The organism is Streptomyces sp. NPDC050988 (assembly GCF_044456225.1).
Lineage (GTDB): Bacteria > Actinomycetota > Actinomycetes > Streptomycetales > Streptomycetaceae > Streptomyces.
Genome location: NZ_JBITFQ010000023.1, coordinates 1 through 12,419, shown reverse-complemented (window position 1 = coordinate 12,419; position 12,419 = coordinate 1). Strand labels below are relative to the sequence as shown.

The following is a 12,419-nucleotide window of genomic DNA, read 5'->3' as shown; positions in this document are numbered from 1 at the left end:
AGGGGAGACGCGCAACTCGCCTCCGGCGGCCGTGCGTCGCCGACGCTCCTCGCCCGGTTCCCGAGGTGCGTGACCCCCGTCCGTCGGACGCGGGCCCCGCCTGCGCAAGGATGGCCCGATGAAAGATCACACAGCCCTGCCCGCACTGACTCCGGTGCGGGGAAGCGCTCGTATCGCCGTCGCCGCCCTGGTGCTGGCCGGCATCGCGTGGGCGGCCCGTGCCGTGTGGCAGCTCCGCCTCGCCGCGACCGGGCTGCCGGCCTCAGGGCCACCGGACCAGGGTGACGGGCAGCACCGCCCGCTGACCGCACTGGAGGACGGCTACCACATCGTCGGTTCCCTGGGGGACGGTGCCACGGTGCTCTGCGCGATCGCGTTCCTGGCATGGCTGTGGCGCGTGCGGGACAACGCGCACGTCCTGTCGGGACGACCGCCGCGATACGCCTGGCCATGGGTGTACGCGGGCTGGATCGTGCCAGTCGCGAACCTGTGGATACCCCGCGGAATCGTCGCGGACATCCACCGGGCGAGCGCCCCGGGGGCGCGGCTGCCACGTGCCGTGAACTGGTGGTGGGGTCTGTGGCTGGCCGGGATGCTGAGCGGGGTGGGGCTGATGTACGCGGACTCCACGGACGAGGTCATCGCGCGTGCCTACACGGATGTACACCTGCTTATGGCGGCCGACGCGGCCGTCGTGGGTGCGGCCGTGGCATGCGTGTTCGTCGTCCGCGCGCTCACCGCGGCGCAGGAGGCAGGGAGGGACGCGCCTCCGGGGCACGGCGCCGCCCGGCTGCCGACCGGCTGACCCTCCGACCGGCTGACCCTCCGACGTGCCGACGTGCCGACGTGCCGACGTGCCGACGTGCCGACGTGACGGCCGGGGACACGGATGTCCCCGGCCGGCCGGCGGTCGTTCGGATCGGATGAGTCGGATCAGTCAGTGGTGGGCAGTTCGGCGCGTACCGCGTGCGCTGCCGCGACCAGGTTGTCCAGGGAGGCTCGGGTCTCGGGCCAGCCTCGGGTCTTCAGGCCGCAGTCGGGGTTGACCCAGAGCCGTTCGGCCGGGATGGCCTCAAGTCCCTTGCGCAGCAGGGCGGCCGCCTCGTCCGTGCTCGGCACGCGCGGGGAGTGGATGTCGTAGACACCGGGCCCGGCCTCGCGCGGATAGCCGTGGGCGGCCAGTTCGCGGGCGACCTGCATGTGGGAGCGGGCGGCCTCCAGGCTGATGACGTCCGCGTCGAGATCGTCGATCGCCTGGACGATGTCGCCGAACTCGGCGTAGCACATGTGGGTGTGGATCTGGGTGTCCGGCCGGACCCCGGCGGTGGTGAGCCGGAACGCCTCGGTGGCCCACGCCAGATAGCCGGGGCGGTCGGCGGCGCGCAGCGGCAGGGTCTCGCGCAGCGCGGGTTCGTCGACCTGGATGACCGAAGTCCCGGCCGTCTCAAGGTCGTTGACCTCGTCGCGCAGGGCGAGGGCCACCTGGCGGGCGGTGTCGCCGAGCGGCTGGTCGTCGCGGACGAAGGACCAGGCGAGCATGGTGACCGGCCCCGTGAGCATGCCCTTGACGGGGCGCGGGGTTAGCGACTGGGCGTACGTCGTCCAGCGCACGGTCATCGGCTCGGGGCGGGAGATGTCGCCGGCCAGGATCGGCGGACGGACGTAACGGGTGCCGTACGACTGGACCCAGCCGTGCTGCGTGGCGAGATAGCCCGTCAGCTGCTCGGCGAAGTACTGGACCATGTCGTTGCGTTCGGCCTCGCCGTGCACGAGGACGTCCAGGCCGGTCTTCTCCTGGAAGGAGATCACCTCCTGGATCTCGGCCCTGATGCGCTCCTCGTAGCCGGCCGTGTCGATGCGCCCGGCGCGCAGGTCGGCGCGGGCGACGCGCAGTTCGGCGGTCTGCGGGAAGGAGCCGATGGTGGTGGTCGGGAGGAGGGGCAGACCCAGGTGGGCGCGCTGCGCGGCGGCGCGTTCGCCGTACGGCTGGGAGCGGCGGCAGTTGGCGTCCGTGACCGCACCGACCCGCGCCCGTACGGCCGGGTCGCGGGTGATGGGCGAGTTCGCGCGGGAGGCCAGGGCGGCCCGGTTGGCGGCGAGTTCGCCGGTGATCGATCCCGTGCCCTGGGCGAGTCCCTTGGCGAGGGTGACGATCTCGGCCGTCTTCTGCCGGGCGAAGGCGAGCCAGCGCAGGATCTGGGGCTCGATGTCCCGTTCGGCGGTCGCGTCGAGCGGCACATGGAGCAGCGAGCAGGACGCGGCCACGTCGACCCGGTCGGCCAGCCCGAGCAGGGTGCCGAGCGTGGCGAGGGACTTGGTGAGGTCGTTGACCCAGATGTTGCGGCCGTTGACCACGCCCGCGATCAGGCGCTTGCCGGGCAGCCCGCCCACGGTGGCGAGCGCGTCCAGGTTGGCGGCGGCCGCCTCGGTGAAGTCGAGGGCGAGACCCTCTACCGGGGCCTTGGCCAGCACCGGCAGCGCGTCGCCGAGCCGGTCGAAGTAGGAGGCGACCAGCAGCTTCGGACGCTCGGTGAGCGCGCCGAGGTTGCGGTAGGCGCGCGTGGCCGCGTTGAGTTCGGCGGGCGTACGGTCCTGGACCAGGGCCGGTTCGTCGAGCTGCACCCACTCCGCGCCCGCCGCCCGCAGGTCGGAGAGGACCTCGGCGTACACCGGCAGGAGCCGGTCCAGCAGGGTCAGCGGGTCGAAGTCGGCGGCCACACCGGGCGCGGGCTTGGCGAGCAGGAGGTAGGTGACGGGTCCGACGAGGACCGGCCGGGCGGTGAGGCCGAGGGCGAGGGCTTCGCGTAGCTCGGCGACCTGCTTGGCGGAGTCGGCCGTGAAGACGGTGTCCGGACCCAACTCCGGCACCAGATAGTGGTAGTTGGTGTCGAACCACTTCGTCATCTCCAGCGGCGCCACGTCCTGCGTGCCGCGGGCCATCGCGAAGTAGCCGTCGAGCGCGTCGGCCTGGACTGCGGCGCGGTGGCGCCCGGGGATCGCGCCGACCATGACGCTGGTGTCCAGGACATGGTCGTAGTACGAGAAGTCGCCGGTCGGCACTTCGTGGATGCCTGCCTCGGCCAGCTGCCGCCAGTTGGTGCGGCGCAGTTCGGCGGCGGTGGCCCGGAGGGCGTCGGCGTCGACGCGGCCCTTCCAGTACCTCTCGATCGCCTTCTTCAGTTCCCGGCCACTGCCCTGACGGGGGTAGCCGTACACGGTGGCCCGTGCCGCCGCGGCTGCGGACTTCGATGTCACGGAACTCTCCTTCGCGAGATGTCTCCCTGAGATCCCGGGACGGACGTGAGCGCGAAGGGGTGACGAACCCGGCCGAGGAACCTCGCGCGGCAAGGCGCGGTCGTCCACCGGATATGTACGCCGACCCGCCCACGAGGTCATCGGGATGTCCGTACGCGATCGGTCACGTACGGGCAGATGGCAGGTCTTCGGACTCGCGAGCACGTCCTCCGTACGGAGGACACCTACTGGCCGTCGCTTCCCAGGTCCCGCTTCTCGGGGCCCAGTGCGTATGACGGCGGTCGTTCTCGCTCACCGCTGCGGGGCAGTCCCGGATTCCCACCGGGTTCCCTCTTGCGACGCATCCCGCCTGGCGGACGGGGCGAACCAGCTGCACCGGCCAGCCTAGGGGGCGCGGCCGCGCGACGCGGAACTTTGCCCATATGCCGGACGGTCGTACGAGACACCGCCCAGGTGAACCGGGCGGGTACCGCCCCACTCCTGTGGCGCCGCCCGCCCTGGTCCCCCAACGGCCACCGGCCCCTCAGCCGGTGGCGCACCGGCCGGAGTGAACACGCGTTGCGCACTTCCCACTCCGACCCGGTGCCGCTCAGCCCGGCCCGGTCCGGCGGCTCAGTCCGTATCGCCGCCGAACGCCCGCAGAATGCGCTCGGCGGCGAGCGTGGCCGTCAACTCGCCGTCCCTGACCCGCTGTTCGAGGTCGGGTCCGAGAGCTCGTACGGCGGGGTCGGCGTGCAGGCGGCCGAGGAGTTCGTCGCGCACCATCGTCCAGGTCCAGTCGACCTGCTGGTCACGGCGCTTGGCGGCGAGGCGGCCGGTCGAGTCGAGGAGCGCGCGGTGCTGTTCGAGGCGCTCCCAGACCGTGTCGAGGCCGGTCGACTCACGGGCGCTGCAACTCAGCACCGGTGGCGTCCAGGCGGTATCGGCGGGATGCATCAGCCGCAGAGCGCCCGCCAACTCCCTTGCCGCGCCCCGGGCTTCACGCTCGTGGGGTCCGTCCGCCTTGTTGACGGCGATCACGTCCGCCAGCTCCAGGACACCCTTCTTGATGCCCTGCAACTGGTCCCCGGTCCGGGCGAGGGTCAGGAGCAGGAAGGAGTCGACCATGTTCGCGACGGCGGTCTCGGACTGGCCGACGCCGACCGTCTCGACCAGGACGACGTCGTAGCCCGCCGCCTCCATCACCACGATCGACTCCCGGGTCGCCTTCGCGACTCCGCCGAGCGTCCCGGCGGTGGGGGAGGGCCGGATGAAGGCCGCCGGGTCGACGGCCAGGCGTTCCATGCGTGTCTTGTCGCCGAGGATGGACCCGCCCGTCCGGCTCGACGACGGGTCGACGGCGAGCACCGCCACCCGGTACCCGAGCGAGGTGAGCAGCGTCCCGAACGCGTCGATGAACGTCGACTTGCCCACGCCCGGCACACCGCTGATGCCGATCCGCCGCGCCTTCCCGCTGTGCGGCAGCAGCTCGGTCAGCAACTCCTGTGCCATCGCCCGGTGTTGGGGCCTCGTCGACTCCACGAGCGTGATGGCACGCGCCACCAGCGCCCGCTTCCCGTCGAGCACGCCCTTCACATAGGTGTCGAGGTCGATCGCCATGGGGCTCAGAGGCCGTGGCCGAGGTCGGTGGTCAGGCGCTCGACCAGGTCGTACGCCGCGTCCGGGATCACCGTCCCGGGCGGGAAGACGGCCGCGGCGCCCATCTCGATCAGCGTGGGCACGTCCTGCGGCGGAATCACCCCGCCGACCACGATCATGATGTCCTCGCGCCCCTCCTCGGCGAGCTGCTCCCGCAGCGCCGGTACGAGGGTCAGGTGCCCGGCGGCCAGCGAGGAGACGCCGACGATGTGCACGTCCGCCTCGACGGCCTGGCGGGCCACTTCACCCGGCGTCTGGAACAGCGGGCCGACGTCCACGTCGAAGCCGAGGTCGGCGAAGGCGGTCGCGATCACCTTCTGGCCGCGGTCGTGCCCGTCCTGGCCCATCTTGGCGACCAGGATGCGCGGGCGGCGCCCCTCGGCCTCCTCGAAGGACTCCACCAGCGTGCGCGTGCGCTCGACGGACGGGGACGCGCCGGCTTCGTTGCGGTACACACCGGAGATCGTACGGATCTGGCTCGCGTGCCGCCCGTACACCTTCTCCAGGGCGTCGGAGATCTCCCCGACGGTGGCCTTCGCGCGGGCCGCGTTCACGGCCAGCTCCAGCAGGTTGCCCTCACCGCCCGCCGCCCGGGTCAGGGCCTCCAGCGTGTCCTGGCAGGCCCGCTCGTCGCGCTCCGCGCGCAGCCGCCGCAGCTTCTCGATCTGCTGGGTGCGTACGGAGGAGTTGTCGACCTTGAGGACGTCGATCTGCTCGTCGGTCTCCACGCGGTACTTGTTGACTCCGATCACCGGCTGGCGCCCGGAGTCGATTCGGGCCTGGGTGCGGGCCGCGGCCTCCTCGATGCGCAGCTTGGGGATGCCCGCGTCGATGGCCTTGGCCATGCCGCCCGCCGCCTCGACCTCCTCGATGTGCTGCCAGGCCCGGCGCGCGAGGTCGTACGTCAGCTTCTCGATGTACGCGCTGCCGCCCCACGGGTCGATCACTCGCGTGGTCCCGGACTCCTGCTGGATCAGCAGCTGGGTGTTGCGGGCGATGCGTGCGGAGAAGTCGGTGGGCAGGGCGAGCGCCTCGTCGAGGGCGTTGGTGTGCAGCGACTGGGTGTGGCCCTGGGTGGCGGCCATCGCCTCCACGCACGTACGCGTCACGTTGTTGAAGACGTCCTGCGCGGTCAGCGACCAGCCCGAGGTCTGCGAATGGGTGCGCAGGGAAAGGGACTTGGCGTTCTGCGGATCGAACTGCCTGACCAGCTTGGCCCACAGCAGCCGCGCGGCCCGCATCTTCGCGATCTCCATGAAGAAGTTCATGCCGATCGCCCAGAAGAAGGACAGCCGGGGCGCGAAAGCGTCCACGTCCATCCCCGCGTCCCGGCCCGCCCGGATGTACTCCACGCCGTCGGCGAGCGTGTACGCCAGCTCCAAGTCGGCCGTCGCGCCCGCCTCTTGGATGTGATAGCCGGAGATGGAGATCGAGTTGTAGCGGGGCATCCGCTGCGAGGTGAAGGCGAAGATGTCGGAGATGATCCGCATCGACGGCTTCGGCGGATAGATGTAGGTGTTGCGGACCATGAACTCCTTGAGGATGTCGTTCTGGATGGTCCCGGCCAACTTCTCGGGCGGCACGCCCTGTTCCTCGGCGGCGACGATGTAGAGCGCCAGAACGGGCAGTACAGCCCCGTTCATGGTCATCGACACGGTCATCTTGTCGAGCGGGATCCCGTCGAACAACTGCCGCATGTCGTAGATGGAGTCGATGGCGACACCCGCCATGCCGACGTCACCGGTCACGCGCGGGTGGTCGCTGTCGTAACCCCGGTGCGTGGGCAGGTCGAAGGCGACGGACAGACCCTTCTGGCCGGCCGCGAGGTTGCGCCGGTAGAAGGCGTTGGACTCCTCGGCCGTGGAGAAGCCCGCGTACTGGCGGATCGTCCAGGGCTGGTTGACGTACATCGTCGGGTACGGGCCGCGCAGATACGGGGCGACACCCGGGTACGTGCCCAGGAAGTCCAGGCCCTCCAGGTCCTGCCCGGTGTAGAGCGGCTTGACCGCGATGCCCTCCGGGGTCTCCCAGAGGAGGTCGTCGCCGCCGGCCGCCTTCTTGACGGCGTCGCGCCACTCGTCGGGGCCGCCGTCCACGGCCGGGACCCCCAGCTCGATCCCGGAGAAGTCGGGGATCGGTCCCGTCGGTTTCATCAGGACACTCCCATGCGGTCGAGGGTGGCGGAGAGCACGGCTACGGCGTCACAGCCCGCGAAGACGTAGGCGTCGACACCGGGGTACTGCCCAGGACGCCCGGCGAGGAACACCTGCGCGGCGCCCGCCGACTTGAGGGACGCGGTGACCTCCTCGGCCTGCTCCTCGTACAGCGCGTCACTGGAGCACAGGCAGGCCTCGGTGGCCCCGCTGTCCTCGAACGTGCCGTCGGTGACGGGTTCGATGCCGCCGGCCTGGAACAGGTTGGAGGCGAAGGTGAGGCGGGCGGTGTGGGCGGCGGCCGGTCCGAGGGCGGCCAGGAAGATCCGCGGCCGGATGCCCGTGGCAGCGAGGTGGGCGTCGGAGCGGGCGCGCAGATTCTCGTACGCCTCGTCGCGGCGCACCCGGGGGAGTCCGCCGGACGGCGGCTCGGGCGCGGGCTCGCGTGCCACCGTCCGCTCGGCGAGGTGCGGGAACTCGCTGACCCCGGTGACGGGTTCACGCCGCTTGGCCAGCTTCGCGCTGCGGGCCGCCCAGGTGGCGGCCAGCTCCTCGCCGACGAGACCCGACCGCAGGGCGGCCGCCTGGCCACCCGCCCGCTCGATGGACTGGAAGAACTCCCAGCCCGCGTGGGCGAGTTCGTCGGTGAGGCGCTCCACGTACCAGGAGCCGCCCGCCGGGTCGATCACCCGGGCGAGATGAGACTCCTCGACCAGGATCGTCGAGGTGTTGCGGGCGATCCGGCGTGCGAACGCGTCCGGCAGGCCGATGGCGTGGTCGAAGGGCAGCACGGTGACGGACTCGGCACCGCCCACTCCGGCGGCCAGCGTGGCGACCGTCGCACGCAGCATGTTCACCCACGGGTCCCGGCGGCTCATCATCACCGGCGAGGTCACCGCGTGCTGCACCTGCCCGCCCGGCGCCCCGCAGACCTCGGCGACCCGGGCCCAGAGCCTGCGCGCCGCGCGCAGCTTGGCGATGGTCAGGAACTGGTCGGCGGTGGCCGCGTACCTGAACTCCAGCTGGGCGGCGGCCTGTTCGACGCTCAGCCCCGCCCCGGTCAGCTCCCGCAGATAGGCGACACCGGTCGCCAGCGAGGAGCCCAGCTCCTGGGCCGCGGACCCGCCGGCCTCGTGGTACGGCAACGCGTCGACCGTCAGCGCCCGCAGCCCCGGATACTCCTCGGCGCACAGCCGCGCGAGAGCGGCGACGGGCGCGAAGTCGAATCCGTCGTCCCCCGTACGGGCCTCATGGCCCAGGGGGTCGGCGCCGAGGTTGCCCCGGGCGGCATCGCGTGCGACACCCCGCTCCTCGTAGATCCGCAGCAACTCCCGTGCGGCGGGCTCGACTTCACGGCCCGCCTCCAGGACAACCGGTGCCAGATCGAGGTAGACGCCGTCGAGAACCGGGCCCAGCGACGACACGGGGAAGCCACCCGCGCCGACGGCCAGCCACAGCGAGGCGACCCCGTTCTCCAGGTCGGCGAGGACCGCGCAGTTGTCGGCGGCCGTGTGCCGCTGCCGTACGTCCCAGCCGCCGAGGGTGTTGCCCTCGGCACGGCCGCCCCTGGTGAAGGGGGCGAAACCGGGCAGGCCGGGATCAGGCGCGGAGTCGTGTGCGCTGTAGAGGGGCCGGGCGCGCAGCCCGTCCTCGAGCGTGGTGGACAGGGCGTCCTCAGCTGCGTCGTCCGAGACTTCCTTGCCCGACTTGCGCAGTACGCCCGCCACGAGGCGTTGCCACTGCTCATGGGTCGCGTCAGGGAACTCGGCGGCCAGCGAGAGCCCGTCGTCAGGCAGGACCGTCATGCTCGGATGCTAGGTCAGATCCACAGGTGAGCAGCAGAGGAACCCGCTGTGACCTTGACCTCCCAGGGGTTGTCTTGAACCTTGGGTCGGGTTCGTACTACGGGCCACGGCGGCACGTACGCCCTCGTGTCCTGTGGCGGGAGGCTTCTCCTCCGCTTCTCCCTGCCCCCGTCATTTCCTTCTGGCCTTGGCGGCGCCCGAGGTGCGGGGTGACTTCCTGGCCCGGGAGGTCTTCGGGCGGCTCGTGGCGGAGGACGGTCCGGGGAGGGCGGCGATGTGCCGGACCGAGAACTCGCGGTTCACGGCTGTCTGGCTGCGGATTCGCTCAGGCAGGTCCGGCATGGCCAACAGCCGGTCGCAAGCCTGGAGCGAGGCCGCGTGGTCACCCACCCAGTAGGCCGTGATCGAGAACTCGAAGAGCAGACCCCAGCGGTACACCCACCTCTTGGTGAAGAGGAGGTCATCCGGTTCCGGTCTGTCGACGGCGTTGCAGAGGATGGCGTGCGCCGTGTGATAGCGGCCCTGGCGGCGGAGACGCGAGGCAAGTTCGTAGCACGCCTCAAGCCGCTGCGGACGTGACTCCCAGGCGCGGGAGAACGAGTCCATTGCTCCGGGCCAGTCACCTGTCTTCTCGGCTTTGAGGCGGCCGGCCTCGAGCAGGGAGCAGTAGACCTCCTCGGTCCAGCCGCCCATCCCGGCGCGGCGCTCGTACAGCGCGATCGCTTCCTCCGGACGGTCCAGGTCGCGCTCGGTGTTGGCGAGGTAGAAGACAGTGCGCGCGTTGTCGGGGTCCCGCTCGAGTTCGGCCCTCAGCAGACGAGCGTCCCGCTCGAACTTGTCGCCGCGGCAGCCACCGTCGGCGTGATCCTCGATCACGAGCGCGTCCAGCCTCTCCTGGACGTCGGGCTCGTCGGTGTACGGGTACTCGTGCGTGACGCCCACGTAGCGCCAAGCCCGGTCGCCCCGCATCAGGTGCTTGAAGCGGTGCTGCTTGCCCGGAGCGTCGTAGCGCAGCAGATAGGACGTCGCCGTCAGGCGTGGCAGTGGGGCGTCCTGGCGCAGCACGTGGTCGGCGTCGATGGTGAGCAGGAAGTCGGCCTTGCCTCGCGCATGCTGGATGTTCCGGGTCCGGTTGTGGCCGAAGTCCACCCAGGGGTCCTCGTGCAGCTCGCCCGGGATGCCGTCGAGCGCCTTGCGGATCAACTCCTGCGTACCGTCCGTCGAGCCGGTGTCGGAGATCACCCAGGTGTCGATCAGGGGGCGGACAGAGGCGAGGCAGCGTTCGATCACGCGCGCCTCGTTCTTGACGATCATGCAAAGGCAGATGGTCTGCTGCTTCATGGCCTCACCGGTCCCGGGGTTGGCTTCCTGACCAAGGGCGGGGCCGGAGCACCGCTCGTTGGCCGTTGTGCGTCCTATGCGGCACCCATACCTCGGAAATGTCTGCCAATGCGCAGAAAGTAGACCAAACGGGGCCTGCGGTTGGGCCGATTTACTGATCTGCGTACACGTCCGGGCCAGCGCGGTGGTTGACCCGGCCCGCACGGTTCAGGCTCGCGATCAAACGGGAGGAAACACCGAACCGATTGAAGCAAGGAGCATGCAGATGAGTCCTGACCGCAGGACGAACTCGTCGCTGGGGCCGCTGGCCCGGGACAGGATCGCGAAGGTTGGCGCGCTTGCCTCCCTCGCGCTGGTCATGGCAGCCGGCCTTGTCGGCCCCGCCGCCGCGGCCGAGCGGACCGTGACTGACCACACGGCCACGACACTCGACCACACCGAAGACTGGTGCAAGGACCGACCGGGCAAGCAGAAGGGCTATCCGGGCGAGCGCGACAGCGCAAGCAACGAATGCAAGAAGGGCCCGACCGGACCCACCGGTCCGCCGGGAGCCGACGGCGAGGACGGCGAGGACGGCGAGGATGGCGAGAGGGGTCCCACCGGACCGTGCTCCGACATCGACGCGGAACAGGACTCGGGCAACTACGAACTCCGGGCCGCCCTGACCGGCGGGATCTACTACGCGGGCATCCGTGACCTCCGGGGCAGTCGACCCAGTCCCTTCGTGTGGACCGACCTCAGCGGCAGGACCAACTACCCGAACAGCAGAGAGACAGGCTTCGCCTGCGGCGTGTCCGTCAACGAGCACCAGACCAGTGAGCGCCTCAAGTTCGACCTCATCACCACAACCGGGCGGGTCTATGAGATCCTCTGCAGCCAAGCGCTGGGACCCAGGCCGCCAACCCCCGCCCTGACCTGCGACGCTGCCTGGGCCGAGGTGAACATGCGGCCGGCCCCCGGCATGACCAACGGCGGGACGACTGTCCCTGCCCCTCCCCTCTGACCGCTCTCACCGGGTGAGTCCGCCGACCGGTGACGCGGTGAAACGGGGGTGTCCGGCGGGTCGATGACAGACCTGCCGGACACCCCCTGCCGTACTCCGCAACGTGCTGCCGCCGACTCCCGGAGGGCGAGAACGGGCTGATACGCGCGGGTCGTCAGAGCCAGTCCCGCCGCTTGAAGATGAAGTACAGGCTCACACACACCGCGCCCATCAGGCTGATCGCGAAGGGGCATCCGAAGGTCCAGCCCAGTTCCGGCATGTCGTCGAAGTTCATGCCGTAGATCGTCCCGACCAGGGTGGGGGCGAAGAGGATTGACAGAGAGGAACAGATCTTGTTCTTTTGACGCGCTCGCGAGGACCGCGCATTCCGGCGAAGCTCAGCGTGCCGACTGCGCGCTGCCGCTGCAGCTACAGGCCACCCAACCGTGGCGCGACTTCCCCGAGCCGGCCACACCGGTTCCCGCACCGGATGCGGAGGAATCGGCGGTGAGTGACCTCCCGCCGCCGGAGTTGCGGGTGCGGTGCCGTCCTGCCAGGAAGCGGCCGGGCTGATGATGCGCTGGCAGCAGCCGCACGTCATCGGCGGCGAGGTTCGTACGTGCCCCGGGTGCGGCGTGTACCAGGACTGGATCGTCTTCTGCCTGCGCGACGACTCGATATGGCTGCGGTGCCGGGCCGGCCATGAGACGAAGGAGCCCGGCCTGGATGCGGTCTGGTACTGCCGCAACTCCGGTCCGGTCGACCGGTTCCACCCCACCCTCGAAGAGGGCTTGCGCGGCGCCCGGCGGTGGCGCCCCCACCTCGGCCACTGAACCCGTGAATCCCTGCGCCCCTTCTCGCTGCCGGTGCCTAGAAGCTCGGCTTGGCCAACCCGTCTGTTTCGCAGGCCACTTAGGGTTTCGAGCGAGTGCCAGGAGTGTCCACCCATGTACGGATGCCTAATTGATCCGTTGGACGGACATCTCGTCGCCATTCCATCGCGGCCATTCGACTTCGGCGGTGCTCGGCGACCCGTACCGCGCGAAATGCGCCCAGCTCCGCCGAAGAGGCTTGCCCTTGGCCTCGACGGTGGCCCAGTCGGTGCTGCCCAGCACCGGGCTCCCGGCCCACGCCTCCTGCGTCCCCAGTAAGACGTCATCTCATTTGGATCGGTAGCCTGTCGATCGTGGTTTCGATCGTTGAGCGGCTGGTGCCGGATGAGTTGTGGGAGTTGTTCCAGCGCGT

The 12,419-nt window shown here is 70.4% G+C and carries 8 protein-coding genes, 1 pseudogene and 1 riboswitch; of the genes and pseudogenes, 3 read left to right on the top strand and 6 right to left on the bottom strand.

Annotated elements, in window-relative coordinates:
* The first annotated feature begins 118 nt into the window (after positions 1-118).
* The gene (locus ACIBEI_RS34745) at positions 119-805 is read left to right on the top strand and encodes a DUF4328 domain-containing protein (RefSeq protein WP_398894339.1); all 687 of its coding nucleotides are present in this window, start codon (positions 119-121) and stop codon (positions 803-805) included.
* Positions 806-933: 128 nt separating this feature from the next.
* Here the strand turns inward: ACIBEI_RS34745 and metE are convergent, their stop codons facing one another.
* From metE to ACIBEI_RS34720, 5 genes are all read right to left on the bottom strand, one after another.
* Positions 934-3,255: a 5-methyltetrahydropteroyltriglutamate--homocysteine S-methyltransferase gene (gene metE / locus ACIBEI_RS34740; RefSeq protein WP_398894338.1), complete on the bottom strand. Its 2,322-nt coding sequence runs from the start codon at positions 3,253-3,255 to the stop codon at positions 934-936.
* A gap of 161 nt (positions 3,256-3,416) precedes the next feature.
* Positions 3,417-3,641, bottom strand: a riboswitch (cobalamin riboswitch).
* A 226-nt stretch (positions 3,642-3,867) separates the two neighbouring features.
* Positions 3,868-4,854 (bottom strand): methylmalonyl Co-A mutase-associated GTPase MeaB, encoded by a 987-nt coding sequence (gene meaB / locus ACIBEI_RS34735; RefSeq protein WP_398894337.1) that lies wholly within the window; start codon positions 4,852-4,854, stop codon positions 3,868-3,870.
* Between the two features lie 5 nt (positions 4,855-4,859).
* On the bottom strand, positions 4,860-7,046 hold the full coding sequence (gene scpA, locus ACIBEI_RS34730; RefSeq protein ID WP_398894335.1) for a methylmalonyl-CoA mutase: 2,187 nt from the start codon (positions 7,044-7,046) through the stop codon (positions 4,860-4,862).
* On the bottom strand, positions 7,046-8,851 hold the full coding sequence (locus ACIBEI_RS34725; RefSeq protein ID WP_398894334.1) for a methylmalonyl-CoA mutase family protein: 1,806 nt from the start codon (positions 8,849-8,851) through the stop codon (positions 7,046-7,048). The genes scpA and ACIBEI_RS34725 overlap by 1 nt, the downstream gene beginning before the upstream one ends.
* A gap of 171 nt (positions 8,852-9,022) precedes the next feature.
* The gene (locus ACIBEI_RS34720; RefSeq protein WP_398894332.1) at positions 9,023-10,192 is read right to left on the bottom strand and encodes a glycosyltransferase; all 1,170 of its coding nucleotides are present in this window, start codon (positions 10,190-10,192) and stop codon (positions 9,023-9,025) included.
* A 265-nt stretch (positions 10,193-10,457) separates the two neighbouring features.
* On the opposite strand from ACIBEI_RS34720, the gene ACIBEI_RS34715 reads away from it, so the two are divergent.
* A complete protein-coding gene (locus ACIBEI_RS34715) occupies positions 10,458-11,195 on the top strand; it encodes a hypothetical protein (RefSeq protein ID WP_398894331.1) in 738 nt (245 codons plus the stop codon).
* A gap of 154 nt (positions 11,196-11,349) precedes the next feature.
* Here the strand turns inward: ACIBEI_RS34715 and ACIBEI_RS34710 are convergent.
* Positions 11,350-11,529, bottom strand: a pseudogene (locus tag ACIBEI_RS34710) (CorA family divalent cation transporter); the annotation flags it as partial.
* A gap of 187 nt (positions 11,530-11,716) precedes the next feature.
* On the opposite strand from ACIBEI_RS34710, the gene ACIBEI_RS34705 reads away from it, so the two are divergent.
* The gene (locus tag ACIBEI_RS34705; RefSeq protein ID WP_398894330.1) at positions 11,717-12,007 is read left to right on the top strand and encodes a hypothetical protein; all 291 of its coding nucleotides are present in this window, start codon (positions 11,717-11,719) and stop codon (positions 12,005-12,007) included.
* The last annotated feature ends 412 nt before the right edge of the window (positions 12,008-12,419 follow it).